We start from the raw sequence: 24,723 nt of genomic DNA, 5'->3' as shown, positions 1-24,723 counted from the left end.
GGGCGGCGGTCAGCAGCGCTCCCGCGTTGACCATCGGGTTCGGCGGACGCCCGGTGCCGCTCTCGAGCTTGAGGGCGTCGAAGGCCTCGCCGGTGGGCTCGATGCCGACGCGGTCGAGCGCGTCGCCGCCGGTGTCGAGGAGCGCGAGCGCGAACAGGAACGGCTTCACGGCCGACTGGATGCTGAACCGCGCCTCCGCGTCGGCGCTCGCGCGGACGGACCCGTCGGGCAGGACGAGCGCGATCGCGCAGAGACCCAGGTCGGCGTCCTTGAGCGCGGGGATGCTGTCGTCGACCTCGCCCCCGTCGTCCGGCAGCACCTCCCGGCGCAGCGCCTCGAGGTCGAAGGCCAGGGGATCGGGGAGGGGGCTCATCCGTCCACTCTGTCAGGGCGGGGAGCCCGTCGCGTTCCGGGCCTCAGACGAGCCCGAACTCCGCGTCCAGCGCGTCCAGCTCCGCGGCGAACGACGCGCGCAGACTCTCCTTCTCGTCGGCGGGCAGCCAGGAGGCCTCCGCTCCGGTGAGCGCCATCGCGCGCAGCTGCGCGGCGCTCGCACCGATCGGGCCGGCGGCGAGCCGGTACTCGTCGGCGAGCGTGGTCGGGAACATCCCGGGATCGTCGGAGCACGGCACGACCCGCAGTCCCGCGTCGAGCATCGCCCGGATGGACGCGCGCCGCCAGGGCCGCCAGGAGCGGCGCGAGGTCGTCGAGGCGACGGTGAACACCACGCCCTGCTCGCGGACGCGCTCGACGACGGCGGGGTCCTCGAGGACGAAGTAGCCGCGGTCGATCCGGTCGCAGCCCAGCAGATCGAGGCAGGTCGTCGTGTTGGCCGCGGTCGGGGCGTGCTCGGAGGAGTGGGCGGTCCGGCCCAGGCCGGCCTCCCCGGCGAGGCGGTAGGCATCGGCGAAGCGCTCGGGCGGACCCGCCGTCTCGAGGTTGTCGAGCCCGATCCCCGCCACGTACTGGTGGGGGTGGCGGACGACCTCGCGGACCAGCTCGAGCGCCTCCTCCCCGCTGCGGCCCGCGGCCTGAGCCGAGACGGTTGCCGACGGGGCCCGCGGGACCGCGCGGCTCCGGGAGGCCGGACGCGGTCCCGCGGGTCGGACGTCGCTACGCCGTGAGCGCGACCGCCGTCCACGAGACGGGCGGGAGGGTCAGCGTCAGCACGCCGTCCTCGAGCGTCGCCGGGGCCTCGCGCAGGCGCACGCGGTTCTGGTCGTCACGCGTGTTCTTCGCGTAGGGGTCCTCGTCGAACAGGGCCAGCGCCTCCGCGATGCTCGAGACTCCGAGGCCGCTGACGTCGACGGTGACCTCGATCGGCTCCGTCTGCGACCGGTTCACCAGGAAGACGGCCGCGCGGCCCTCGTCGACGGTGGCGACGGAGTCGATGAGCGGAGCGTCGCCGTGACGGGCGGTCGAGTAGGTCCCCGCGTCGATCCGGGGGCGAAGCACCGAGCCGGAGGCCAGACGCGCGGTGGTCGAGAACGGGAAGAACGTGGTCTGGCGCCACGCGGCTCCGCCCGGCTCGGTCATGATCGGCGCGATCACGTTGACGAGCTGCGCGAGGGAGGCGGAGGTGACCCGGTCGGAGTTCTTCAGCAGCGTGATCATCAGGTTGCCGAGGACGACGGCGTCGGCGACGGAGTAGACGTCCTCGAGCAGGCGCGGGGCGTAGGCCCACTCGCGGGTGCTCTGGTCGCCCTCGGCGTCGGCCTTCTCCTTGGCCTGCCACTCCTCGAGGTACCAGACGTTCCACTCGTCGAAGGAGAGCTTGATGTCCTTCGTCTTCTTGAGCTTGAACTTCACGTGGTCCACGGTCGCCGCGACGGTGGCGATGAAGTACTCCATGTCGAGGGAGGAGGCGAGGAAGGAGCCGAGGTCTCCGTCGTACTCCTGGTAGTAGGCGTGGCACGAGACGTACTCGACGTCGTCGTACGCGTGCTCGAGGACCACGCGCTCCCACTCGCCGAAGGTCGGCATCGACGAGCTCGACGAGCCGCAGACGACCAGCTCGAGCGAGGGGTCGGCGATCTTGAGGGCCTTGGCGGTGCGGGAGGCGAGCTTGCCGTAGTCGTCGGCGCTCATGTGGCCGACCTGCCAGGGACCGTCCATCTCGTTCCCGAGGCACCACATGCGGATGTCGTAGGGCTCGGTCCCGCCGTTGGCGATGCGCTGGTCGGCGAGAGCGGTGCCGGCCGGTCCGTTGGCGTACTCGAGGACGTCGAGCGCCTCGAGGACGCCGCGGGTGCCGAGGTTGACGGCGTACATGATCTCGCTGCCGGTCAGCTCCGCCCACTTCGCGAAGTCGTCCAGCCCGACCTCGTTGGTCTCGAGCGAGTGCCAGGCCAGGTCGCGGCGGCGGGGGCGCTCGGAGCGCGGGCCGACGCCGTCCTCCCAGCGGTAGCCCGAGACGAAGTTGCCGCCGGGGTAGCGGATCGTCGTGGTGCCCAGCTCCTTGACCAGCTCGACCACGTCGAGGCGGAAGCCGTCCTCGTTCGAGGCGGGGTGGCCGGGCTCGTAGATGCCGTCGTACACGCAGCGGCCGAGGTGCTCGACGAACGAGCCGAAGAGGCGCGGAGTGACGGGGGCGACGACCGCGGCGGGGTCGAGGCTGATGCGCGCGGTGGCGGCGGTGGCGTCGGTCATGAGGGCCTTTCGGGCTTCGGGCTCCCGCAGCGGGCTCGGCGGCGAGCGGTCTTTCTAACGTTGTACACGATGGTCCGCCCCGCCTCCGCTGCTGTCAAGAGCGGCACGGGGCCCACCCGCCTCGCTGCGTGCCGCTGCCGAGGTCGGCCGACCTCCTCGCGCGTCGGCCCTCCCCGCCGCCGCTCAGCGCACCTGTGCTCGACTGGGCGGGTGCCCTCCTCCGATGCCGCCACCGACGCCTGCTCCGAGCTCGCCGACCGCGCCGACGCCCTCGCGGCGTCGCATCCCCGCCCGCGCGCGTTCCTCGCGGCCGTCGCGAAGGACGTCGCCGGCATCCGCAGCGCCCCGCTCGGCGCCCTCGACCTGGCGCACGGCGGCCGCAACCGGGTCCGGGGGAAGGGCTTCCGCCGCCCCTACGACGACGGCACCCGCGGCCAGGCCCGCCACTTCGCCGGCGTCGCGGGCGCCACGCTGTACCTCGGCGGCCCGCTCGCGCACCTGTTCCTCCGCACCGTCGGCGGCGACGTCCGCGGCTCGGCCGACGACCGGCTGACGACGCGGGCCGTGGAGTGGAGCCGGCTCCTCCGCCGCGGCGAGCTGGCCGTCGCGGACGCGGGCGCGTGGATCCGCCGCGAGATCTGCGGCAGCGGGACCTGCGCCTAGGCCCCGGCCGACGCCCGGCCGACCGACGGGTCCTCCGCGATCGGACGGCCCGCGGTCGACTCCCGGGCGACCACGGTGAACGCCGCCTCGTGGAGCGTCCCCGGGCCGGTGCGGGTGCCCTCGATCCGGGCCTGCAGCACCTCGACCGCGGTCCGCGCGATCTCGTCGCGCCCCGAGTCCACACTGGAGAGGCTGGGGGAGGAGTAGCCCGCCTCGTCGATGTCGTCGAAGCCGATCACCGCCACCTCCTCGGGGACGCGGACCCCCGCCTCCTGGAGCGCGCGGACAGCGCCGAGCGCGAGGGTGTCGTTGAGCGCGAACACGGCGTCGAAGTCGAGCCCGGAGGCGAGCACGCGGCGCATCGCCTCGGCGCCGCCGGAGCGCCGCCACGGGCCCGAGACGCCGATCATCCGCTCGTCGTAGGCGATGCCGGCCTCGGCGAGCGCGGCGCGGTAGCCCTCGAGGCGGAGCGACGCCGAGCTGACGGCGGCGTCGGGGTGGGTCCCGAGCGCCACGATCCGGCGCCGGCCGGAGGCGAGCAGGTGCGCGGTGGCAGCGTGCGCCGCCGCCGTGTTCTGCATGGTGACGTGGTCGACCAGCCCGGTGAAGATCCGCTCGCCGAGCAGCACCAGGGGGAAGCCGACCGCGAGCGCGTCCTCGTCGGCGAGGCCCAGCGGGCTGAAGAGCAGCCCGTCGGTGAGCTGCCGGCGCTCGCTCGCCAGCACGCTCCGCTCGCGCTCGGGGTCGCCGCCGGTCTGCTCGATCAGCACCGTCAGCCCGCGCTCGTCGGCGGCGCGCATCACGCTGTCGGCGAGCTCGGCGAAGTAGGGGAGGCTCAGCTCCGGCAGGGCGAGGCCGATCACGCCTGTACGGCCGCGGCGCAGGCTCCGCGCGGAGAGGTTGGGGCGGTAGCCCAGCTGCGCGATGGCCGCCTGCACCCGGGAGCGGGTGGCCGGGCGCACGTGCGGATAGTCGTTGATCACGTTCGAGACGGTCTTGATCGAGACGTCGGCGGCGCGGGCGACGTCGTGCAGCGTGACGGCCACGGTCCTCCCTCCGCTCGGCCCTCACGCTACCCCGGGGCTCCGCTCCGGCCTGTCGCGGATCGACGCCGGGGCGGCGTGCGGGCGGGGCGCGCCGCCGGAGCAGGACGCGCCCCACGGCCGATCAGGTGTACCAGCTGGGCTCGGGGACGGTGTCGAGCAGGGCGAAGACGCCGACCTCGCGGCGCTTGTAGGGCAGCGGATCGTGCAGGGAGTGGGTGCGGAGGTTCCGCCAGTAGAGGTCGAGTCCGACCGAGCTGGCGGAGGCGCGGGCGCCGGTCAGCTCGAAGACGCGGGTCGCCGTCGCGAGGCCGTCCTCCACGATCCGCGCCTTGGCCGCGGCGATCCGCACGGCGATCTCGCCGCGGCGCCGAGGCGTCAGCTCCTCGCGCGGAGCGTGCAGCGCGGCCGAGAGCGCGGCCCCCGTCGCGTCGATCAGCGCCTCGTCGGCCCAGAGCCGGGACTGCAGGTCGCCGTATCCCTCGAGCACGTACCACTCGTCGCCGGCGCGCTCCTTGTCGTCGCCGCCGTACGGCCAGGCCCGGGTGCGCTCGCGGGTGTACTGCGCCGCGCGCTCGAGCGCTCCCTGCGCGATGCCGAGGTAGAACTCGGCGAAGACCTGCTGGATGACGGGCACGTTGAGGGTGTTGTAGACGAGCGGACGGTAGACCTTGTCGACGAAGCCGGCCGCCGCCGCCCACGGCACGCGGACGCCGCGGATCTCGACGGAGCCGGACTCGGTGAGCCGCTGGCCGAGGCTGTCCCAGTCGCGGCCGAAGACGATCCCCTCCTGATCGGTGGGGACGATCGCGAAGAGGTGGGTGTCCGTCCCCTCGAGCACCCCCTCGAGCACGGTCAGGTCGCTGACCACGCCGCCGGTCGAGAACGACTTGCGGCCGGTGAAGACCAGCTCGTCGCCCTCCTCCCGCACGGTGAGGTCGGAGTCGCGCGGGTTCACCGCGCCTCCGTAGAGGAGGTCCCCCTCGGTCGCGAGCTGCTCGACCGCGATGATCTGCTCAGGGGTCCCCACGAGGCGGGCCGCCCAGGCCCAGAGGTAGTGGTAGCCGAGCAGCTGGCCGATCGAGCCGTCGCCGCGCGCGACGGTGCGGACGACGCGGAGGGCGGTGGTCCACTCCTGGGCACCGCCGCCGTGCTCGGCGGGCCCGAGCAGCGTGACGAGGCCGGCCGCCTTGAGCAGGGCGACCTCGGCGAAGGGGGCGGCGCCGGCGCGGTCGCGCTCGAGGGCGTCGGTCGCGAGCACGGCGGCGACCTCCTCGGCGCGGACGAGCCAGGCGTCAGGGGAGTCGGGCCGGGGTGCGGCCGACCAGTGCTCGGCGGCGGCGCCGATCGTCGTCGCGGCGTCGGCGCCGGTGGTCGTGGGTGCGGTGGTGGTCACGGTGTCCTCGTCTCGTCGGGGGCGGTGTGCAGCGACTGTGCCAGGGGCGAGGTGCTCAGAGCGAGGCGCGTGTCGCCCCGTGTCCGCGTGTGTCCGCGGATGACCGGCGGGCGCCTCTGCACGATTTTGACAATCGTTATCAATAGCCGTTAGCGTGGGGGCACCCGCCCGGCCCCTGACCCAGATCGGCTCACCGTGAAGACCCGCCTCCTCGCCCTCACCGCCCTCCTCGGCAGCACCGCGCTCGCCCTGAGCGGCTGCTCCGGAGCGGGCAGCGCCTCCGACAGCTCCTCCGCCGCCGCCGCGGGCGGGCCCGTGAAGGTCGTCGCGTCGACGAACGTCTACGGCGACCTCGTCTCGAGCATCGGCGGCGACCTGGTCGAGGTGACCAGCATCATCGACAGCCCGGACAAGGACCCGCACGAGTACGAGGCCACCGCCCGCGACCAGCTCGCCGTGTCCGGCGCGACCCTCGTGATCGAGAACGGCGGCGGCTACGACCACTTCCTCGACACCATGATCAGCGCGGCCGGCACCGAGGCCCCCGTCATCACGGCCACCGTGATCGCCGGCCTGGAGGACGTCCACGACCACGCGGAGGAGGAGGAGTCGGAGGGCGGGCACGAGCACGCGGAGTTCAACGAGCACGTCTGGTACGACCTCTCGGTGATGAAGGAGGTCGCGGGGCGGATCGGCGACGAGCTCGCCGCGCTCGACCCCGACAACGCCTCCGCCTACTCCGCCAATCTCGCCACCCTCGACGAGGGGCTCGACGCGCTGATCGCCCGCGAGGACGAGCTGAAGGGCGCGCTCTCCGGCCGCTCCATCGCGATCACCGAGCCCGTCCCGCTGTACATGACCGATGCGCTCGGCCTGACTGACGCGACTCTCGAGGCCTTCAGCGAGGCGGTCGAGGAGGGCACCGACGTCCCCGCGACCACGCTCCAGGAGACGCTGGCGCTGTTCTCCGGCGAGGCCGTCGACGCGCTGATCTACAACGAGCAGACCGAGGGCGCGCAGACGGACGCGGTGCTCGACGCCGCGAAGGCCGCCGGGATCCCGGCCGTCCCCGTCACCGAGACGCTGCCCGAGGGCGACGACTACACCGGCTGGATGACCGCCAACCTCGACGCGATCGAGGGAGCCCTCTCCCAGTGAGCCACGACTCCCCGACCAGGCCCGTCTCCCCGGAGGCGGGCCCTTCGGCGTCCGTGCTGCGGCTGCGCGGCGCCGGGCTCCGCTTCGGCGACCGCGAGCTGTGGAGCGGCGTCGACCTCGACGTGCGCGCCGGCGAGTTCGTCGCGGTGCTCGGGGCGAACGGCTCCGGCAAGACGAGCCTCCTGCGCGCGGTGCTCGGTCAGCAGCAGCTGAGCGCGGGGGAGCTGCACGTGCTCGGCGAGCCCGTGCACCGCGGCAACCGGCGCATCGGCTACATCCCGCAGCAGAGGCTCGCCGACGAGGGCACTCCGCTGCGCGCGCGCGATCTGCTCGGGCTCGGGATCGACGGCCACCGGTTCGGCCTGCCCCTGCCCTCCCGCTCCCGGCGTGCGGCCGTGGACGCGCTGCTCGAGGCCGTCGGCGCCACCGCCTTCGCCGACGCCCCCATCGGCAGCCTGTCCGGCGGCGAGCAGCAGCGCGTCCGCGTCGGCCAGGCGCTCGCGGGCGACCCGGCGCTCCTGCTCTGCGACGAGCCGCTGATCGCGCTCGACCTCGCCCACCAGCGGGCGGTCAGCGAGCTGATCGACCGGCACCGCCGCGAGCGGAACCTCGGCGTCCTCTTCGTCACGCACGACGTGAATCCGGTGCTCGGCATGGTGGACCGCGTGCTCTACCTCGCCGGCGGCCGGTTCCGGATCGGCACCCCCGACGAGGTCCTGCGCTCGGAGGTGCTCAGCGAGCTCTACGATGCACCCGTCGACGTGATCCGCGCCCGGGGCCGGGTCATCGTGGTCGGCGCACCCGACCACTCGCACGTGCACGAGCACGAGGAGGGGCAGTCGTGACGGACGTCTGGTCGCAGATCTTCGACTTCTCGGACTACGGAGCGCTGCTGTCGCTCCTGATGAACTCGGTGATCGCCGGCGCGGTCCTCGGAGTGGTCGGCGGGCTCATCGGCGTCTTCGTGATGTCGCGCGACATGGCCTTCGCGGTCCACGGCATCAGTGAGCTCTCGTTCGCGGGGGCGTCCGCGGGGCTGCTGCTGGGCGTCGGCGTCGTCGAGGGATCGATCGTCGGCTCGCTGATCGCGGCGGTCCTGATCGGCGTGCTCGGCTCGCGCGCCCGCGACCGCAACTCGATCATCGCGGTGCTGATGCCGTTCGGACTCGGCATCGGCATCCTCTGCCTGGCCCTCTACCCTGGCCGCAGCGCGAACAAGTTCGGCCTGCTCACGGGTCAGATCGTCGCGGTCGACGACCCGCAGCTCGGGTGGCTGATCGGCATCTCGGTGGTCGTCCTCGTCGGTCTCGCGCTGATCTGGCGCCCCCTCACCTTCGCGAGCGTCGACGCCGACGTGGCGGCCGCGCGCGGCATCCCCACCCGGGCGCTCTCGATCGCGTTCATGCTCCTGCTCGGCCTCGCGGTCGCCGTCTCGGTGCAGATCGTCGGCTCGCTGCTCGTGCTCGCGATCCTGGTGACGCCGGCGGCCGCGGCGCTGCGCCTCTCCGCCTCGCCGGTGATCGTGCCGCTGCTGAGCGTGCTCTTCGCCGTCGGCGCGCTGGTGGGCGGCATCCTGCTCGCGCTGGGCGGATCGATCCCGATCAGCCCCTACGTGACGACGATCTCGTTCGCGATCTACGCGGTCTGCCGGATCATCGGCCGGAAGGGCGTCCGGCGCTCCCGGCTCGCCGTCGGCGGGGGGCGGTAGCGTGGCCCGGGTCGTGCGGAGTGGAGGTGGTCCAGTGGTCAAGCGCAACACGTGGCAGCGCGAGGCGGTGCGCGAGGCTCTCGGGCGTCGCGAGGACTTCGTCAGCGCCCAGGGCCTGCACAGTGCGCTGCACGCCTCCGGCTCGCCGATCGGGCTCGCGACGGTCTACCGCGCGCTCTCGGACCTGGCCGTGGAGGGCGAGGCCGACTCGCTGCAGTCGCCCGAGGGCGAGAGCCTCTACCGCGCCTGCACGCCGGGCACGCACCACCACCACCTGATCTGCCGCCGCTGCGGGCTGACGGTCGAGATCGCGGCCGACGAGGTCGAGGAGTGGGCGCGCTCGGTCGCGTCGCAGAACGGCTTCACGGACGCGCACCACGTCGTGGACGTCTTCGGGCTCTGCGCGGCCTGCACCGCGGGGCTCGCCGAGGCCTGAGGGTGGTCCGGCCGGGAGCCCGTCCGCGGGCGACCCTGGCCCGGCGTTCGGCTCAGGCCGGGAGGAACACGCCGATCGACCGGTCCTTCACCACGGAGCCGGCGGGCAGCACCCGTCCGCTCATCGCGAGGTAGACGCCCGGCGGCAGCAGCTGCACGGCGGCCACCGCGGTGCCGAGGTTGAACGCGGCGTCGCTGTCGAGCATCCGTGCGGGCTGCATCGCGCCGGTGAGGACGACCACCCGATCGCGGACGACGCCGAGGGCCTCGGCCGTCGCGGTCATCGTGTCGGTGCCGTGGGTGAGGACGATCCGGTCCTCCTCGGCGGCGAGCACCCGCTCGCGGATGAGGGCCCGATCGGCGTCGTCGAGCTCGAGGCTGTCCTTGGCGAGGACCTCCTCGACGCGGAACTCGAGCGTGGTGAGCACCGGGGCGAGCAGGCGCGGCACCATCGGGGCGCCGATCTCGAGCTCGCCCGCGAGCGAGTACTCCTTGTCGACGGTGCCACCGGTGGTGAGGACGAGGATGCGGTCAGTCACGCGATCAGACTAGGCGCCGCCTCCGACACCGGCACGTTCGTGCGCACTGGCCGCGCCACGGCGGCGGCGGCGGCCCGCATCGGGAACGATGGAGCGCATGACATCCTCCTCCCCGTCCCTCCTCCGCACCGGCGCCAAGGTGCTCCTCGGCTCCGCCCTCCTCTTCGCGGGGGTGAGCCACCTCACCCGCAAGCGGGAGGAGTTCCAGGCGCAGGTCCCCGAGTGGGTGCCGCTGGACAAGGACGCGGTCGTGCTCGCCTCGGGCGTGGTGGAGATCGGCCTGGGCGCCTCCCTGGTGCTCGCGCGCCGCCGGGCGCCGCTGGTCGGAGCCGCGGCCGCCGCCTTCTTCACCGCGATCTTCCCGGGCAACGTCTCGCAGTGGGTGACGCGGACGAGCGCCTTCGGCCTCGACACCGACCGCAAGCGCGCCGTGCGCCTCGCGTTCCAGCCGCTGCTGGTGGCGTGGGCGCTCTGGTCGACCCGGCGTCCGCGGGGCTGATCCCACTCGGATGATCCCGCTCGCCGGGCGGCACGACGCCGGCCGTGAGCGCGTGCCGCCCGCCGCCCGCCGCCCGCCGCAGAGGATCCCCCTCAGCCGTCGCCGTGCTGCGCCTCGGCCAGCAGCGGCGCGAGCAGCTCCTCGATCCGGCGCCGCGCCCCCTTGGCGTCGCCCGCGGCGATCGCCTCGACCAGCTCGGCGTGCTGGCGGGCGTGCACGTCCTCCTCGCCGCCGACGTCCTCCTCCAGCACCGACTCGAACATGCCGGTGAGGCCGTCGTAGAGCTCGACGAACAGGTCGTTGTGGGTCGCGACGACGACGGCCCGGTGCAGCGCGGTGTCCGCGGCGATCCGCTCGGCGAGCTCCGGCGCCTCCCACGAGCGGGCCCGGCGGGCCAGCAGGGAGCGGAGGGCGGCGACGTCCTCCCCGGTGCGGCGCTCGGCCGCCAGCGCGGCCGTCGCCCCGTCGATCGCGAACCGCAGCTCGAGGCCCTCCCGGCGGGCGGCGCTCGGGATGCGGCGGCGCAGCGACTCGGCGAGCTGCGAGCGCGCGGTGACGAACGTGCCGCGCCCCTGCTCCCGCCGCACGAGGCCCGCCTGCACGAGGGCCTGGACGGCCTCGCGGACGGAGTTGCGTCCGGCGCCGGTCCAGCGGGCGAGCTCGGCCTCCACCGGGATCCGCTCGCCGACGGCCCAGCGGCCCGAGCGGATCTCCTCGTGGAACAGCGCCGTGACGTGGTCGATCACGCTCTCGCGCTGGAACGGCGCCGCGGGGCTAGACTCGCCAGGATTCATCCCATCATCCTATCTCTCGGGGACTCCATGACCGCAGCACCGACGCTCCGCGCCACCGCCCTCCTGGCCCTCGCCGCCATCGCGATCACCGCGCTGAACCTCCGCACCGCCGTCACCGGCTTCAGCCCGCTGCTCGACACGATCGGCACCGATCTCGGCTTCGGGCCCTCGCTCTACGGGGCGCTGGGGACGATCGTCACCGCCTCCTTCGCCGTCTTCGGCTTCGTCGCCGCGGCCGTCTCGCGCCGGATCGGCCTGGAGCGCACGCTCGCGATCGCGACGCTGGTGACCACGCTGGGCATCGCCCTCCGCGCGCTGAGCCCGAGCCCGGTCGCTCTGGTGCTCTCGACCGTCGTCGCCTTCGCGGGCGTGGGCACCACGAACGTGCTCATCGTGCCGATCGTGAAGCGGTACTTCGCCGAGCGGATCAAGACGGTCAGCTCGCTCTACCTGGCGCTGCTGCAGGTGGGCCAGTTCGTCGCTCCGCTGGTCGCGGTGCCGCTGGCCTCGACGGCGGGGTGGCGCTGGGCGATCGGGATCTGGGCCGTGATGACGGCCGCGGCCTGCCTGCTCTGGGCGGCGCTCGCGGCCCGCGGAGGAGGCGGGGCGGCTCCGGCCGCCGCCGGCGGCCGTGTGGACGGGGCGTGGCGCACGCCGCTGCTCTGGGCGATGGTGCTGATGCTCGGGATGACCGGTCTGCACACCTACGGGATCATCACCTGGCTGCCGACGATCCTCGTCGACGCGGGCGCGGATCCGGCGCAGGGCGGGGCGCTGCTGGCGCTGTTCTCGGTGTTCGGCCTCGCCGCCGCCTTCGTGGTGCCGCCGCTGACTCTGGGGATGCGCAACCCGGTCGTGGTCGTGGTGGTGTGCTGCGTGCTGCTCGCCGTCGGCTACGCGGGCCTCGTCGTCGCTCCGCTGGAGGGTGCCGTGGCGTGGGTGGTCTGCCTCGGGCTCGGCGTCAGCACGTTCCCGATGACGCTGACGCTCGTGAACGCGCGGACGCGGACGACCACCGGCTCCTCGACCCTCTCCGGCGCCACGCAGGGGCTCGGCTACGGGCTCGCCTGCCTCGGTCCGCTGCTGATCGGCGTGCTCTACGAGGCGCAGGGGGACTGGGGCGGCGCGTACGCGCTGCTGTTCGCCGGAGTGGCGGTGCTGCTGGTCAGCGGGATCGTCGCGTGCCGTCCGCGGTTCCTCGAGGACGAGGCGGCGCTCCGCCGGGCCTGAGCGGCGGCGCTCAGCGCGACGCGGCCGGAGCGAGCGCGGAGACGATCCGCCCCAGCCCGAAGCGCCAGGCGCTCTCCACATCGCCGCCGAGGGTGAAGGCGCCGGTGATCTCCATCCCGATGAACCCCGTCGCCCAGGCGGTCAGCGTGCGCGCCGCCTCGAGGGCGTCCTCCTCGCCCGCCAGCTGCGCGGTGAGGTCCAGCAGGCGGGCGCTCGCCGCGTCGCGGTACTCCTGGGCGGTGACGGGCGTGCCGGGAGCGGGGGCCGTCACGAGGAGGAACGCGGCCGGCCGGTCTCTGGCCGGAGCTCCTGGCCGAGCTGCGCGCAATGGGCCGCACCCTCGACGACGTGCGCGGCGTCGTGCTGACCCACGGCGACTCCGACCACGTGGGCTTCGCCGAGCGCCTGCGCCGCGACCACGGCGTGCCGGTCCACGTGCACGCCGCCGACGCCGAGCGGGCGAAGGGCGGGGCGAAGCCGAGGACCGCGACACCGCGGCTGCGCGTCCTGCCGCTCCTCGGCTTCGCGGCCTACGCGCTGCGGAAGGGCATCGCGACGGTCCCGCCGCTCACCGAGGTCGTCGAGGTGCACGACGGGCAGACGCTCGACCTGCCGGGCGCTCCCCGCGTGATCGCGCTCCCGGGCCACTCCCCGGGGAGCATCGCCGTGCACGTGCCGCTGGCCGACGCGGTCTTCGTCGGCGACGGGCTGACCACCCGCCACGTGCTCACCGGTCGCACGGGTCCGCAGCCCGCGCCCTTCACCGACGAGCCGGAGCAGGCGCTCGCGTCGCTCCGGGCGCTCCTGCCCACCGGGGCGCGCTGGGTGCTCCCGGGCCACGGAGCGCCGTGGAGCGGCGGGATCGAGGCGGCGGTCCGGCTGGTCGAGAGCGCCTGAGGCCCGGAGCCGCTCAGGAGGCAGGGACGAGCTTCCAGCGGTCGGCGAGGATCTCGAGGCCCTTGTCGAAGGTCGCCGACCACGCCGTGACGTCGTGGGCGCTGTCCGGCACCTCGAGGTAGGTGGCGCTCATGCCGGCGGCGACGGCCGCGGCGTAGACGGTCTTCGCTCCGGGGAGGAACGAGGTGTCCTCGGCGCCGACTCCGAAGATCGCGACGGTGCCGGTGTAGGGGGCGTTCGCCGCGAGGACGTTCACCGGCTTCGCGGCCTCGTAGGCGGCCTGGTCTCCGCCGAACCCCTGCGCGACCGTCGCCGCCTCGCTGCCGAGGGTCGGCGCGAGCTCGCCCGAGGCGTCGACGATGTTGCCGAAGAGCGACGGGTGGCCGGCGCCGAGCTGGATCGAGCAGGTCCCGCCCTGCGAGAGGCCGCCGATCGCCCAGTGCTGCGCGTCGCCGAGCACCGGCAGGTTGGCGCGGATCCAGTTGGGGACGTCGACGGTGAGGTACGTGGCCGACTTCCCGAGCGGCGAGTCGACGCACATCGGGTTCCTGTCCGGATCGCCCAGCTGGTCGGGCGACACGACGATCGGCGCGAGGCCGGCGTGCGCGGCGGCGTAGGCGTCGAGGGTCTGCTGGAACTTCTCGGTCGAGAGCGGATCGGAGGGCGACCCCGGCTGCCCCGAGAGCATGATCATCACCGGCAGCAGCGGCGGTGCCGCGGTGAGGGCCGCGGGCGGGAGGTAGACCACGGCGTCGCGGGCCGGGAAGCCCGACGCGGTGGCGGGGATGGCGACCGTCGAGACCGAGCCGACGGCGGGCATCCCGGCCGGGGCCGTCCAGGTCGCGAGGTCCGAGTGCGGTCCGTCCGCGGCGGCGACCGGCACGGAGGAGTCGGAGTACGCGCTGATCCCGAGCGCGCTGCGCACCGTGGGGTACTGGCCGAAGTCGATGTTGACGGTCATCGCGGCCGCCGCGACGACGAGCACTCCGGCCGCGAGCGATGCGAGAACCCCCCGCGCGCGGCGGCGGGCGATCGCGTGCCCGAGGACGACCAGGGCGACGCCCAGCCCGCCGATCCCGAGGCCGATCGCGACCCGGGTGACCGGCGTGAAGTCGACGCCGAACGGGCCGTCGGGCCCGTCGACGAGGGCGGCCAGGGCGGCGCCGCCGATCAGGCCCAGGAGGAGGACCGCGACGGCGATCCCGCCGCGTCGGGAGCGCCCGCGGCGGGGAGCGCGGACGTGGGCGGCGAGCAGGAGGAGGAGCGCTCCGATCGCGAGCACGTAGACGGCGACGACGAGGGGGCCGGAGACGAGGCTCAGGTCGAGGAGAGAGGTCATGCGTCGATCCGGTCGGAGGGTGCTCGGGCGGGCGTCAGTCTGGCGGCGGTCTCTGGAGGAGAGCCGGGAGCTGTCGGGAGCGATTCTCCTCCCCGGGCGCGGATCCACCGAGCTCTCCACCGATCAGGCGCAACCCCGCGCGCCGCGCCGCCGCTCCCGCCTAGCGTGGGACTCCCGACGCACACCGCGCCCTCACGAAGGAGCCCGCACCATGACGCAGCACCCCCGCCTCGAGACCTCCTCCCGCGAGGCCCGCGCATGAGCCGCGGAGTCGCCGTCGTCACGGGCGGCACGGCCGGGCTCGGACGCGCCACGGTCCGCGAGCTCGCCTCCCGCGGCTGGGACGTCGCCGTGCTGGCGCGCGGCGAGGACGGACTGGCGGCCACGGTGGCCGAGATCGAGCAGAAGGGCCGGCGCGGGCTGGGCATCCCGACCGACGTGGCCGACCGCGAGGCCGTCGAGTCGGCGGCCGACCGGGTCGAGGCCGAGCTCGGCCCGATCGAGCTGTGGGTCAACGACGCGATGGTCGGCGTCTTCGGCGAGTTCCTGTCGACCGAGCCCGCCGACTTCGAGCGCGCCGTGGGCGTCAACTTCTTCGGCTTCGTCAATGGCACCCGCGCAGCCCTCTCCCGGATGACCCCGCGCGACCGCGGGCACGTCATCCAGGTCGGCTCCGCCCTCGCGCACCGGGGCATCCCGCTGCAGGCCGCGTACTGCGCCTCCAAGTTCGGCGCCCGAGGCTTCACCGAGGCCGTCACCGCGGAGCTGCTGCACGCGAAGAGCCGCGTGCGCCTGTCCGAGGTCGACATGCCGGCGCTCAACACCATCCAGTTCAACTGGGTGAAGTCGCAGCTGCCGCACCACCCGCAGCCCGTGCCGCCGATCTACGAGCCCGAGGTGGGCGCGATCGCGATCGCCGACGTGGCCGACGAGCCGCGCCGCCGCACCTGGGTCGGCGAGCCGACCGCGGGCACCATCCTCGGCGACCGCTTCGCCGGGCGCTTCATGGACTGGTACCTCGCCCGCAGCGCCTTCGACGGTCAGCAGGCCCCCGACAAGACGGAGCCGATGCTGCCGAACAACGTCTACGAGCCGGTCCCCGGCGATCACGGCGCCCGCGGCCTCTTCAGCGACCGCGCGCACACCATGACGCCCCAGATCTGGATGATCCGCCACCGCGCCCTGAGCTACGCGGGGGCCGCCGCGGCCCTCGCCGCCGGCGCCGCGGGCGTCGTCTCGGCCCTGCGGAGGAAGTGACCGTGGTCGACGCCGTCGTCATCGGGGCGGGGCCCAACGGCCTCGCCGCCGCGGTCACGCTCGCGCGGGCCGGGCTCTCGGTCACCGTGCTCGAGCGCAACGAGACGATCGGCGGCGGCGCGCGCACGGCGGAGCTGACGCTGCCCGGCTTCCACCACGACGTCTGCTCGGCGGTGCACCCGATGGCGCTCGCGTCCGGCTTCTTCCGCGCCTTCGGGCTCGACCGGCGCATCGAGCTGGTCGTCCCCGAGATCTCGTACGCGCATCCTCTCGACGGCGGCCGCGCGGGCATCGCCTACCGCGACCTCGACCGCACGGTCGAGGCGCTGGGGCGCGACGGAGCGGCGTGGCGCGCCCTGATGGGACCTCTCTCCGAGCGGGCCGACCGCGTCGCGGGCTTCACCAACGACGCGCTGCTGCGGATCCCGACGGACCCGAGCGTGCTGATCCGCTTCGGACTGCGGGTGCTCGAGCAGGGCACCCCGGTGTGGAATCTGCGCTTCCGCGAGGACGTCGCCCCGGCGATGTTCTCCGGGGTCGCCGCGCACTCGATCCGCCCGATGCCGAGCCCGTCGACGGCCGCGGCCGCCCTGGCGCTCGGCGCCTACGCCCACGCGCGCGGCTGGCCGGTGCCGATCGGAGGCAGCCAGTCGATCGTCGACGCGCTCGCCGACGACCTCCGGGCGCACGGCGGCACCATCGAGACCGGCGTCGAGGTGACCTCGCTCTCCGAGCTGCCCCCGGCCCGTGCCGTGCTCGTCGACGGCACGCCGACGGCGCTGCTCGCGATGGCGGGGGACCGGCTGCCCCCGGCGTACGCCGCGGCCCTCCAGCGCTTCCGCTACGGCAACGGCGTGGCCAAGGTCGACTTCGCCCTCGACGGGCCGGTGCCGTGGACGAACCCGGAGCTCGCCGGCGCAGGCACGTTGCACGTGGGCGGCAGCCGCGCCGAGATCGCGGCCGCCGAGCGCGACGTGAAGCGCGGCCGGCACAGCCGCAGCCCCTACGTGCTGGTGGCGCAGCCCTCGATCGCCGATCCGACCCGGGCGCCCGAGGGCAAGCACGTCCTCTGGGCGTACACGCACGTCCCCCGGTACTCGCCCGCCGACCAGCAGGAGGCGATCACCGCCCAGATCGAGCGCTTCGCCCCCGGGTTCCGCGACCGCGTGATCGGCGCCTCCTCGATGACCGCCCGCGACATGCAGGCCTACAACCCGAACTACCTGGGCGGCGACATCGCCGCCGGCGCCGCGAGCGTCGCGCAGCTGCTCTCGCGCCCGGTCCCCACGACCGACCCGTGGCGGACGCCCGCGAAGGGGCTCTACCTCTGCTCCTCGTCCACCCCGCCCGGGCCGGGCGTGCACGGCATGGCCGGCTGGCACGCCGCCCGCAGCGCGCTGCGGCACGAGTTCGGGGTGCGCGAGTCGCCCGACCTGTCGCCGGAGGCGCGCCCGGCCTGAGCCGCCGCTGTTGCGCTGCGCCCGTCGCCGCCCCCGGCCTGCCAGGCTGAGGGACGGCGCCGCCACGCGCCCCACCACCACTCGAAGGAGCCCGCGATGTCCCGCACCACCCGCGTCGTCCACTGCCCGCCCGAGTCCGTCTTCGCGGTGCTCGCCTCCGGCTGGCTGTTCCCGAGCTGGGTCGTCGGCGCGTCGCGGATGCGGAAGGTCGACGCCGACTTCCCGCACGTGGGCTCGCAGCTGCACCACTCCTTCGGCCTGTGGCCGCTCGTGATCGACGACCGCACCACGGTTCTCGAGTGGGACCCGCCGCGCCGGATGGTCATCCAGGCCGCCGGCTGGCCGCTCGGCGAGGCCCGGGTGCGCGTCGAGGTCGAGCCGCACGCGCGCGGCGCGAAGGTGCGGATGCACGAGGCGCCCGTGAAGGGCCCGGGCACGCTCATCCCGAAGCCGCTGATGCACTCGTTCCTCTGGATCCGCAACCGCGAGGCCGTGCGCCGCCTCGCCCACATGGCCGAGGCGGGAGCCGCGGGCCGCACGCTCGCGCCCGCCTCGCTCCCCTCGCCCGCCGACCGCGCCGGGATCGACCGGCCGAAGCACGTCTGGGCGCGCCTGACCGGAGCGATCGGGTCGATCGCGGTCGGGACGCTCGTGGTCCGCGGCGTCCTCGCGGCCGTGCGACGCGCCCGGAGCTGACGGGCCCGGACCCGACGGCGCCCGGAGTCGGCGGCGCCCCGGCAGGACGCCGCCCGGGTCAGACGATCCGCTCGACCAGCCGCACGCGCTGCACCGCGACGCGCTTCGGCTCGCCCGCGAAGGCGGCGTCGCGCTCGGGCGAGGCCAGGTACGCCCGCTCGACCTCGGCGAACGCGTCGGCGTCGCCGGCCGTGCTGACCGCCCAGACGAACTCGTTCACCTCGCGGTCGGCGTAGGCGAACTCGATCCGGAAGCCGTGGGCCTCGCGCGCCGGCACGATCCGCTCGGGGAACCAGGCGAGGAAGTCGTCCATCACCCCGTCCATCAGCTCGTAGCGTCGGAGTTGGATCGTCCTGGTCTCGGCTGCAGCGCTCATGCTGCGACGGTACCCGCCCGGCGGCCGCGCCGTCGCCGCGCTACGCTCGCCGCCGACAGCCCCAAGCCGAGGAGGACAGCACGGACCCCCGCCACCGCTCCCTCGCGCTGCTCGTCGCCGGCTGCTTCTTCATGGAGAACCTCGACGCCACGATCGTGACGACCGCCGCGCCCGCGATCGCCGCCGACCTGGGCGTCGACTCCGCCGCGGTCTCGATCACCGTCACCGCGTTCCTCCTCACCGTCGCCGTCCTCATCCCGGCCTCGGGCTGGCTCAGCGAGCGCTTCGGCGTGCGCCGCGTCTTCACCACCGCGATCGCCGTCTTCACCCTCGCCTCCCTGCTCTGCGCGCTCAGCCCCACGCTGCCGCTGCTGGTCGGCGCCCGCGTCCTGCAGGGCGTCGGCGGCGCGCTGATGGTGCCGGTCGGCCGGCTCGCGGTGCTGCGGGCGACTCCGCGGGAGGGGATCATCCACGCCATCGCGATCCTGGTCTGGCCGGGACTGGTCGCCCCCGTGATCGCGCCGTTCCTCGGCGGGCTGCTCACCACCGTCGCCTCCTGGCACTGGATCTTCCTGATCAACCTGCCCCTCGGGGTCGTCGCGTTCGCGATCGCGCGCCGGATCGTCCCCGCCACCTCCGAGAGCGCGCCGCCCCCGCTCGACGTCACGGGGCTGGTGCTCGTCGCGGTCGGGCTCGGCGCGCTGGTCGGAGCGGCGGGGCTCCTCACCGGCTCCGAGCTCGACGGGCGGGCGGTGGCGCCGCTGCTCGTCGGCGCGGTCGTGACGGCGCTCGCCGTGCGGCACCTGCGCCGCGCCGAGCATCCGCTCGTGCGGCTCGACGCCTTCCGCTTCCGCACCTTCCGGGTCGCCAACGCGAGCGGATCGCTCTACCGGGCGACCGTGAACGCGGTGCCGTTCCTGCTCCCGCTGCTGTTCCAGGACGCGTTCGGCTGGAGCCCGGTGCAGGCCGGCTCCGTGGTGCTGGCGCTCTTCGCCGGCAACCTGGCGATCAAGCCGGCCACGACTCCGCTGCTGCGGCGCCTCGGCTTCCGCGGGGTGCTGGTCGCGGCGAGCGCGGTCGGGGCGGCGTGCATGGCGGCGATGGCGTTCCTCGATCCGGCGACTCCGGTGGCGCTCGTGGTGGCGCTGCTGGTGCTGAGCGGAGTGGCCCGCTCGGCGGGCTTCACGGCCTACAACACCGTCACGTTCGCCGAGGTCCCGCAGGAGGGGATGTCGGGCGCGAACACCCTCAACGCCACCACGCAGCAGATCGCGGCCGGCCTCGGAGTCGCGGTGGGCGCGGTGGCGCTCGCCGTCGGCACCGCGATCGGGCCCGGCCTCGTCCCGTACCGCGTCGCCTTCCTCGCCCTCGCGGTGCTGACCCTCGTGCCGCTCGCCGCCGCCGCCCGGCTCCCGCGCGACTCCGGGAGCGCCCTCACCGCCTGACCCGCGCGGGCGTCAGGCGAGGCCGAGCGCGATCCCGTCGAGGATGTCGTGCGCGGTCGAGCGGACCCGGTCGACGCCCGGCGACGCCTCGTGGACCGCGCGGAGGACCTCGCCCCAGACCAGCGCGCCGGCCGCCAGCACGTCCTCGCGCCCCGGGCGCACCCAGGGGAGGGCCGCCGTCCCCTCCGGAGACAGCGCGGCGAGCTCGTCGCAGGCGGCGAGGACGTCGGAGAGGGGGAGGGACGTCTCGAGCGCGGCGCGGTCGGTGGTGCGGAGGACGTGCGCGGTGATCGTGAGCACGGTCGCGGCGACGCCGACGACGCTCCGGGCCTGCGAGAGGTCGACGGAGGAGGCGGCCAGCGCGGCGCCCACGTCCGCCCGCATCGCCGCGCGCTCGCCCTCCGTCGGTTCGGCGGCCCGGCGGTGGCGCTCGGTCAGGCGGACGCTGCCGACGTCCATCGAGTGCGCCTGCTCCGGCTCCGCTCCGCCGAGCACGAGCTCGGTCGAGCCGCCGCCGAGGTCGACGACCAGCACGGGTCGGGCGGAGTCGACGGCCGAGACCGCGCCGCGGAAGGAGAGCCGCGCCTCCTCCTCGCCGGAGATCGTCTCCGGGGTGACGCCGAGGATCCGCTCGACGGCGGCGAGGAAGTCCTCGCGGTCGGCGGCGTCGCGGGTGGCCGAGGTGGCGACGAAGCGGAGGCGCTCGGCGCCGGCCTCCTGCGCGGCGGCCGCGTACTCGCGGGTGACGGCGAGGGTCCGCTCGAGCGCGGCCGGGTCGAAGCGGCCGGTGCGGTCGACCCCGCGGCCCAGCCGCACGAGCTCGGTGCGGCGCTGGACGTCCCGGAGGCGGCCGCCCTCCACGTCGGCGATCAGCAGGCGGAGGGAGTTGGTGCCGCAGTCGAGCGCCGCGACGCGCGTGGGGGAGGACATCCGCCCATTCTGCCCGCGCGGCCGGGGCCGGAGGCGGGCGATAGCCTGGGGGAGAGACGAAGGAGCCGCCCGTGCACCAACACCACGTCCGCGTCCACCGCAGCGACGAGGAGCTCCCGCGACACGGGCAGCTCGCCCACGCGCTCGCCGAGGTCGCCGTCGATCCGGTCGAGATCGACGACGAGGTCGCCGAGATGGTGGTCAACCGGGTCATCGACAACGCCGCCGTCGCTACCGCGTCGCTCCTGCGCCGCCCGGTCGTCGCCGCCCGCGCGCAGGCTCTCGCGCACCCCGCCTCCATCGGCGGCCAGGGCTCGGTCGTCCTCGGCGTCGACCCGGCCCGCCGGGTCTCGCCCGAGTGGGCGGCCTGGGCCAACGGAGTCGCCGTGCGCGAGCTCGACTACCACGACACGTTCCTGGCGGCCGAGTACTCGCACCCGGGCGACAACATCCCTCCGCTGATCGCCGTCGCCCAGCACGCGGGCATCGGCGGGGCGCAGCTCGTCCGCGGCATCGTCACCGGATACGAGGTCCAGGTCGACCTGGTGCGCGCGATCAGCCTGCACCGGCACAAGATCGACCACGTCGCGCACCTCGGCCCCTCGGCCGCCGCCGGGATCGGCACGCTGCTCGGCCTCGACGTCGCGACGATCGAGCAGGCCGTCGCGCAGGCCCTGCACACGACGACCGCCACGCGGCAGTCGCGCAAGGGCGAGATCTCGAGCTGGAAGGCGTACGCGCCGGCCTTCGCGGGGAAGATGGCGATCGAGGCGGTCGACCGGGCGATGCGCGGCGAGACCAGCCCGTCGCCGATCTACGAGGGCGAGGACGGCGTCATCGCCTGGATGCTCGACGGCGCCGACGCGAGCTACGACGTCCCGCTGCCCGACCGCGGCGAGGCCAAGCGCGCGATCCTCGACACGTACACGAAGGAGCACTCGGCCGAGTACCAGGCGCAGGCGCTGATCGACCTCGCCCGCCGCCTGCACCGGACGCACCCCGAGGCCGCCGACCCCGAGCGCGTCGAGCGGATCGTCCTGCACACCTCGCACCACACGCACTTCGTGATCGGCTCGGGCGCGAACGACCCGCAGAAGTACGACCCGGCCGCGTCCCGCGAGACGCTGGACCACTCCGTGCCGTACATCTTCACGGTGGCGCTGCAGGACGGCGCCTGGCACCACGTGCACAGCTACGCCCCCGAGCGGGCCGCCCGCGCCGACACCATCGCGCTCTGGCACCGGGTCACGACGCAGGAGGACGCGGAGTGGACGCGCCGCTACCACTCCACCGATCCGGGCGAGAAGGCGTTCGGCGCGCGCGTCGAGATCCTGATGACGGACGGCACGACGATCGTCGACGAGATCGCGGTGGCGGACGCGCATCCGCTGGGCGCGCATCCGTTCAGCCGCGAGCAGTACGTGTCGAAGTTCCGCACGCTCGCCGCCGACGTGCTCGAGGAGTCCGAGATCGAGCGCTTCCTCGACCTCGCGCAGCGCCTGCCCGAGCTGACCCCGGAGGAGGTCGGCCGCCTCAGCGTGATCGCCGCTCCCGGCGTCCTCGCCTCGATCGAGCCCCCGCGCGGCCTGTTCTGATCCCTCCGCGGGAGGGTCGTCCGCACGCACGGTGACGCGCGCACGGACGGCCTCCCGCGGCGGGGAGCGCCGTCGTCAGGCGGTCTGCTCGGCGACCCAGTCCTGGATCTCGGCGATGAAGCGCCGGCGCGAGAAGACCCGGGTGCGAGCCCGGAAGGCGTCGACGTCGAGCGCGAGCGCACGCCGCAGCAGGTCGCTCCAGTCGGGATCGCCCTCGAGGTCGGCGATGACGCCCCCGCCGGCGAGGGACACGCTCTCGCGCACTCCGCCGATGTCGGTCCCGATGACCGGCGTCCCGCAGGCCATCGCCTCGACGGGCATGATCCCGAAGTCCTCGACGGCGGGGAAGACGTACACGAGCGCCTGCGCGTAGAGCGCGCGGATCAGCTGGTCGGAGGGCGAGATGACGAAGGTCACGTCGGCCCGGATCTCCTCGGCGTAGGCGCGGAGCCGCGCCTCCCAGGGGCCGTGCCCGGCGATGACGACCGGGAGCCCGGTGCGGGCTCCGGCGTCCATGACCTTCTCGAGGCGCTTGTAGGGGACGAACCGCGAGGCGCCCAGGATGAACGGCCGGGCGAGCGAGTCGAGGAGGCGCAGCTCGTCGTCGTCGAGCGGGGAGCGCCAGTCGGTGATCGTCGAGAGCAGCTCGGTGTTCACCGGCGGGTAGATGACCCGCGACGGCTGGTGCCACGCGTCGCGCACCCGCTGCCCGGTGAAGAGGCTGTTCACGGCGATGGAGGAGGCCTCGGCGGCGCGGAGGCGGTCGATCGGCTTGAGGAGCAGGCTCGCGGTGCGGGCGGCGAGGCTGCTGCCGCGGCCGTCGCGGTCGGGCTCCCAGATGTAGCGGGCCGGGGTGTGCGCGTAGACGAGCTTGCGGGTCGGTCCGCTGGTGCGGACGTGGTGGGCGAAGAGGTGCGAGCTGACCAGCACCCACTCGCGGGAGGCGCCGACCGGGAGCCGCCACGTGGGCAGCATCGCCGGCAGGGCGAGGACCTTGTGGCGGCGCAGCGGCGTGCGCGCCAGCCAGGACTCCGAGACGGGCCTGCCGACGACCTCGGCGCAGTCGCTCCAGAGGACGCGGACGTCGGCGTCGGCGAAGGCCTCGGTCATCGCCTCGAGCACGCGCTCGGCGCCTCCGCGACGCTCGACCCACTCGTGCACGATCAGGCCGGGACCGACCGGCGGGACGGATCGGGAACGGGTGGTCGCGTCGATGACGGCAGTGATGATGGGCCCCTTCCCCCGGGCGTGCGGTGAGGATCGGGCGGCCATCCGGAGACGGGAGCGGCTCCGAATGCTTATCCGTCGTCGGTGACCGATCAGCAGTGCAGTAGAAGCTAACCGGCTCGTGGAGAAGGAATCGAAAGGCGAGTACGAGTCGTCGCAGAACGACGGGGAAAGGAGAGTCCGATGATCCGGATAAGCCGCGAGTGGAATGGCGAGGATCGTCTGGAGTGCGTCGCGGAGGCGCTATTCCCTCGGAGATCACAACGATGGAGGAGAGTCGCGGAGAAGAAGAAATCACTCTTTCAGTGACGCCGTGCCCGAAGGATCAGGAGACGCCGATGCGCTGCAGGGTCTGCCACCGCCACTGGTCGCGGACGCCCTCGCGGACGGTGCGCACCGCCCGCCAGCCCAGCTCCCGCTCGGCGCGTGCCGGGTCGGCCCAGCTCGCCGCGAGGTCGCCCGGCCGGCGCCCCACGGCCCGCCACCGGACCGTCTCCCCGCTCGCGCGCTCGACCTCGTCGATCAGCTCGAGGACGCTCGTCGGCGAGCCCGTGCCGAGGTTGTAGACCCGGTGCCCGGGCCGCGCGCGCTCGAGCGCCGCGACGTGCCCGGCCGCGAGATCGCAGACGTGGATGTAGTCGCGCAGCCCCGTGCCGTCGGGGGTCGGGTAGTCGTCGCCGAGGACGTCGACGCACCGGGAGGGGTCGCCCGCGGCCCGCGTCAGCACGGGCAGGAGGCTCCCCGGCGCCGTGGCCGGATCCTCGCCGATGCGCCCCGACGGGTGCGCGCCGATGGGATTGAAGTAGCGGAGGCTGACCGCGCGCAGGAGGGGATCGGCGCGCGCGGCGTCGCCGAGGATCTCCTCGATGACGCGCTTGGTCGCGCCGTAGGGGCTCGCCGCGCTCAGCCCGGCGGGGGAGTCCTCCCCGACCGGCATCACGCCGCCCGGGCTGTAGACGGCCGCCGAGCTCGAGAACACGACGGTGCGGATCCCCGATTCCGCCGCGACCGAGAACGCCGCGGTGGCGAGCCCGACGTTGACCGTCCAGTACTCGAGGGGCCGCCGCACCGAGTCGCCGACCGACTTGAGCCCGGCGAGCAGGACCAGGGCGTCGACCGGTCCGTGGGCGGCGAGGAAGCGGGTCAGCGCGGCCGTGTCGCGCGCATCGGCGATCAGGCGGGGGACCACCGAGCCGGTCAGCTCCTCCACCGCGTCGAGGGTCCGCTCGCTCGCGTGCGAGAGGTCGTCCACGACCAGCGCCTCGTGGCCGCTCTCGAGGAGCGCGACGGCGGTGTGGCTCCCGATGTAGCCCGCTCCGCCCACCAGAAGGACTCGCATGCGGGGGAGCCTAGATCGGCTCTCGCGCGGCGTCGGCGCCGCTGCCGG

Annotated in this window: 25 protein-coding genes and 1 pseudogene; 13 read left to right on the top strand and 13 right to left on the bottom strand. The window is 74.4% G+C overall.

The genetic code is table 11. The features are described from left to right. The 3 genes and pseudogenes from C5C50_RS12735 to C5C50_RS12725 form a co-directional block, all read right to left on the bottom strand. The coding region (locus C5C50_RS12735) for a glutaminase (RefSeq protein ID WP_146085895.1) at positions 1-373 on the bottom strand (373 nt) is incomplete at its 3' end. Between the two features lie 43 nt (positions 374-416). Continuing rightward, a pseudogene (locus C5C50_RS12730) lies at positions 417-1,001 on the bottom strand (adenosine deaminase); the annotation flags it as partial. Between the two features lie 112 nt (positions 1,002-1,113). Then, positions 1,114-2,649: an alpha-N-arabinofuranosidase gene (locus C5C50_RS12725; protein WP_104273591.1), complete on the bottom strand. Its 1,536-nt coding sequence runs from the start codon at positions 2,647-2,649 to the stop codon at positions 1,114-1,116. Between the two features lie 210 nt (positions 2,650-2,859). On the opposite strand from C5C50_RS12725, the gene C5C50_RS12720 reads away from it, so the two are divergent. Then, a complete protein-coding gene (locus C5C50_RS12720) occupies positions 2,860-3,312 on the top strand; it encodes a hypothetical protein (protein WP_104273590.1) in 453 nt (150 codons plus the stop codon). Here C5C50_RS12720 and C5C50_RS12715 read toward each other — a convergent pair. Then, a complete protein-coding gene (locus C5C50_RS12715; RefSeq protein WP_104273589.1) occupies positions 3,309-4,358 on the bottom strand; it encodes a LacI family DNA-binding transcriptional regulator in 1,050 nt (349 codons plus the stop codon). The two genes, C5C50_RS12720 and C5C50_RS12715, sit on opposite strands and share 4 nt — an antisense overlap. Before the next feature lie 121 nt (positions 4,359-4,479). Next, on the bottom strand, positions 4,480-5,751 hold the full coding sequence (locus C5C50_RS12710; protein WP_258067751.1) for an acyl-CoA dehydrogenase family protein: 1,272 nt from the start codon (positions 5,749-5,751) through the stop codon (positions 4,480-4,482). Between the two features lie 195 nt (positions 5,752-5,946). On the opposite strand from C5C50_RS12710, the gene C5C50_RS12705 reads away from it, so the two are divergent. From C5C50_RS12705 to C5C50_RS12690, 4 genes are read left to right on the top strand one after another with little or no spacing between them, the layout of a single operon-like run. Beyond that, positions 5,947-6,909 carry a metal ABC transporter solute-binding protein, Zn/Mn family gene (locus C5C50_RS12705; protein WP_104273588.1) on the top strand — a complete coding sequence of 321 codons (963 nt, stop codon included), beginning with the start codon at positions 5,947-5,949 and terminating at the stop codon, positions 6,907-6,909. After that, positions 6,906-7,754, top strand: coding sequence for a metal ABC transporter ATP-binding protein (locus C5C50_RS12700; protein ID WP_104273587.1), 849 nt, complete (start codon positions 6,906-6,908; stop codon positions 7,752-7,754). The genes C5C50_RS12705 and C5C50_RS12700 overlap by 4 nt, the downstream gene beginning before the upstream one ends. 59 nt (positions 7,755-7,813) lie before the next feature. Further along, the gene (locus C5C50_RS12695; protein ID WP_104233592.1) at positions 7,814-8,617 is read left to right on the top strand and encodes a metal ABC transporter permease; all 804 of its coding nucleotides are present in this window, start codon (positions 7,814-7,816) and stop codon (positions 8,615-8,617) included. A gap of 34 nt (positions 8,618-8,651) precedes the next feature. Beyond that, entirely contained in the window at positions 8,652-9,053 is a 402-nt protein-coding gene (locus C5C50_RS12690; protein WP_104224542.1) for a Fur family transcriptional regulator, read from the top strand. A gap of 52 nt (positions 9,054-9,105) precedes the next feature. On the opposite strand, the gene C5C50_RS12685 is transcribed toward C5C50_RS12690, so the two are convergent. Then, positions 9,106-9,591: an asparaginase domain-containing protein gene (locus C5C50_RS12685; protein WP_104224541.1), complete on the bottom strand. Its 486-nt coding sequence runs from the start codon at positions 9,589-9,591 to the stop codon at positions 9,106-9,108. A gap of 88 nt (positions 9,592-9,679) precedes the next feature. Between C5C50_RS12685 and C5C50_RS12680 the strand changes: the two genes are divergently transcribed. Further along, positions 9,680-10,090, top strand: a complete 411-nt coding sequence (locus C5C50_RS12680; protein WP_181027249.1) for a hypothetical protein — start codon at positions 9,680-9,682, stop codon at positions 10,088-10,090. A 92-nt stretch (positions 10,091-10,182) separates the two neighbouring features. Here C5C50_RS12680 and C5C50_RS12675 read toward each other — a convergent pair whose 3' ends face one another. Further along, positions 10,183-10,884, bottom strand: coding sequence for a FadR/GntR family transcriptional regulator (locus C5C50_RS12675; RefSeq protein ID WP_104273586.1), 702 nt, complete (start codon positions 10,882-10,884; stop codon positions 10,183-10,185). A gap of 27 nt (positions 10,885-10,911) precedes the next feature. Between C5C50_RS12675 and C5C50_RS12670 the strand changes: the two genes are divergently transcribed. Next, a complete protein-coding gene (locus C5C50_RS12670; protein WP_104261300.1) occupies positions 10,912-12,114 on the top strand; it encodes an MFS transporter in 1,203 nt (400 codons plus the stop codon). 10 nt (positions 12,115-12,124) lie between these two features. On the opposite strand, the gene C5C50_RS12665 is transcribed toward C5C50_RS12670, so the two are convergent. Beyond that, positions 12,125-12,385: a TetR-like C-terminal domain-containing protein gene (locus C5C50_RS12665; RefSeq protein WP_104261301.1), complete on the bottom strand. Its 261-nt coding sequence runs from the start codon at positions 12,383-12,385 to the stop codon at positions 12,125-12,127. 38 nt (positions 12,386-12,423) lie between these two features. Here C5C50_RS12665 and C5C50_RS12660 point away from each other — a divergent pair, with 38 nt between their 5' ends. Then, on the top strand, positions 12,424-13,011 hold the full coding sequence (locus C5C50_RS12660) for an MBL fold metallo-hydrolase (RefSeq protein WP_308471833.1): 588 nt from the start codon (positions 12,424-12,426) through the stop codon (positions 13,009-13,011). A 13-nt stretch (positions 13,012-13,024) separates the two neighbouring features. On the opposite strand, the gene C5C50_RS12655 is transcribed toward C5C50_RS12660, so the two are convergent. Beyond that, entirely contained in the window at positions 13,025-14,350 is a 1,326-nt protein-coding gene (locus C5C50_RS12655) for an esterase family protein (protein ID WP_104258167.1), read from the bottom strand. Positions 14,351-14,608: 258 nt separating this feature from the next. Here C5C50_RS12655 and C5C50_RS12650 point away from each other — a divergent pair, with 258 nt between their 5' ends. The 3 genes from C5C50_RS12650 (at position 14,609) to C5C50_RS12640 (ending at position 17,763) form a co-directional block, all read left to right on the top strand. After that, positions 14,609-15,607 (top strand): SDR family oxidoreductase, encoded by a 999-nt coding sequence (locus tag C5C50_RS12650; protein WP_104248002.1) that lies wholly within the window; start codon positions 14,609-14,611, stop codon positions 15,605-15,607. A gap of 2 nt (positions 15,608-15,609) precedes the next feature. Then, positions 15,610-17,067 (top strand): phytoene desaturase family protein, encoded by a 1,458-nt coding sequence (locus C5C50_RS12645; RefSeq protein ID WP_374953871.1) that lies wholly within the window; start codon positions 15,610-15,612, stop codon positions 17,065-17,067. Positions 17,068-17,163: 96 nt separating this feature from the next. Further along, on the top strand, positions 17,164-17,763 hold the full coding sequence (locus tag C5C50_RS12640) for an SRPBCC domain-containing protein (protein WP_104224532.1): 600 nt from the start codon (positions 17,164-17,166) through the stop codon (positions 17,761-17,763). A 58-nt stretch (positions 17,764-17,821) separates the two neighbouring features. Here C5C50_RS12640 and C5C50_RS12635 read toward each other — a convergent pair whose 3' ends face one another. Beyond that, a complete protein-coding gene (locus tag C5C50_RS12635) occupies positions 17,822-18,139 on the bottom strand; it encodes an NIPSNAP family protein (RefSeq protein ID WP_104273583.1) in 318 nt (105 codons plus the stop codon). A 131-nt stretch (positions 18,140-18,270) separates the two neighbouring features. Between C5C50_RS12635 and C5C50_RS12630 the strand changes: the two genes are divergently transcribed. Beyond that, positions 18,271-19,584: an MFS transporter gene (locus C5C50_RS12630; RefSeq protein ID WP_104273582.1), complete on the top strand. Its 1,314-nt coding sequence runs from the start codon at positions 18,271-18,273 to the stop codon at positions 19,582-19,584. 12 nt (positions 19,585-19,596) lie between these two features. Here the strand turns inward: C5C50_RS12630 and C5C50_RS12625 are convergent, their stop codons facing one another. Continuing rightward, positions 19,597-20,514 (bottom strand): exopolyphosphatase, encoded by a 918-nt coding sequence (locus C5C50_RS12625; protein ID WP_104248006.1) that lies wholly within the window; start codon positions 20,512-20,514, stop codon positions 19,597-19,599. Between the two features lie 71 nt (positions 20,515-20,585). Here C5C50_RS12625 and C5C50_RS12620 point away from each other — a divergent pair, with 71 nt between their 5' ends. Further along, on the top strand, positions 20,586-22,109 hold the full coding sequence (locus C5C50_RS12620; RefSeq protein ID WP_104248007.1) for an MmgE/PrpD family protein: 1,524 nt from the start codon (positions 20,586-20,588) through the stop codon (positions 22,107-22,109). Positions 22,110-22,184: 75 nt separating this feature from the next. On the opposite strand, the gene C5C50_RS12615 is transcribed toward C5C50_RS12620, so the two are convergent. Together C5C50_RS12615 and galE are read right to left on the bottom strand one after the other, a co-directional pair. Then, the gene (locus C5C50_RS12615; RefSeq protein ID WP_104224527.1) at positions 22,185-23,381 is read right to left on the bottom strand and encodes a glycosyltransferase; all 1,197 of its coding nucleotides are present in this window, start codon (positions 23,379-23,381) and stop codon (positions 22,185-22,187) included. 280 nt (positions 23,382-23,661) lie between these two features. Next, a complete protein-coding gene (galE, locus tag C5C50_RS12610) occupies positions 23,662-24,675 on the bottom strand; it encodes a UDP-glucose 4-epimerase GalE (RefSeq protein WP_104248008.1) in 1,014 nt (337 codons plus the stop codon). Between the last annotated feature and the right edge of the window lie 48 nt (positions 24,676-24,723).

It is taken from the genome of Rathayibacter sp. AY1D9, assembly GCF_002932395.1.
Lineage (GTDB): Bacteria > Actinomycetota > Actinomycetes > Actinomycetales > Microbacteriaceae > Rathayibacter.
This window is presented reverse-complemented; position numbering and strand designations above follow the sequence as displayed.

Excerpts from the sequence above, each read along its gene's own strand:
- C5C50_RS12725 (WP_104273591.1), bottom strand. The coding sequence starts at position 2,649 with ATGACCGACGCCACCGCCGCCACCGCGCGCATCAGCCTCGACCCCGCC.
- C5C50_RS12695 (WP_104233592.1), top strand. The coding sequence starts at position 7,814 with ATGAACTCGGTGATCGCCGGCGCGGTCCTCGGAGTGGTCGGCGGGCTC.
- C5C50_RS12680 (WP_181027249.1), top strand. The coding sequence starts at position 9,680 with ATGGAGCGCATGACATCCTCCTCCCCGTCCCTCCTCCGCACCGGCGCC.
- C5C50_RS12675 (WP_104273586.1), bottom strand. The coding sequence starts at position 10,884 with ATGAATCCTGGCGAGTCTAGCCCCGCGGCGCCGTTCCAGCGCGAGAGC.
- C5C50_RS12670 (WP_104261300.1), top strand. The coding sequence starts at position 10,912 with ATGACCGCAGCACCGACGCTCCGCGCCACCGCCCTCCTGGCCCTCGCC.
- C5C50_RS12655 (WP_104258167.1), bottom strand. The coding sequence starts at position 14,350 with ATGACCTCTCTCCTCGACCTGAGCCTCGTCTCCGGCCCCCTCGTCGTC.
- C5C50_RS12650 (WP_104248002.1), top strand. The coding sequence starts at position 14,609 with ATGAGCCGCGGAGTCGCCGTCGTCACGGGCGGCACGGCCGGGCTCGGA.
- C5C50_RS12640 (WP_104224532.1), top strand. The coding sequence starts at position 17,164 with ATGTCCCGCACCACCCGCGTCGTCCACTGCCCGCCCGAGTCCGTCTTC.
- C5C50_RS12635 (WP_104273583.1), bottom strand. The coding sequence starts at position 18,139 with ATGAGCGCTGCAGCCGAGACCAGGACGATCCAACTCCGACGCTACGAG.
- C5C50_RS12630 (WP_104273582.1), top strand. The coding sequence starts at position 18,271 with ATGGAGAACCTCGACGCCACGATCGTGACGACCGCCGCGCCCGCGATC.
- C5C50_RS12625 (WP_104248006.1), bottom strand. The coding sequence starts at position 20,514 with ATGTCCTCCCCCACGCGCGTCGCGGCGCTCGACTGCGGCACCAACTCC.
- C5C50_RS12615 (WP_104224527.1), bottom strand. The coding sequence starts at position 23,381 with ATGGCCGCCCGATCCTCACCGCACGCCCGGGGGAAGGGGCCCATCATC.
- galE (WP_104248008.1), bottom strand. The coding sequence starts at position 24,675 with ATGCGAGTCCTTCTGGTGGGCGGAGCGGGCTACATCGGGAGCCACACC.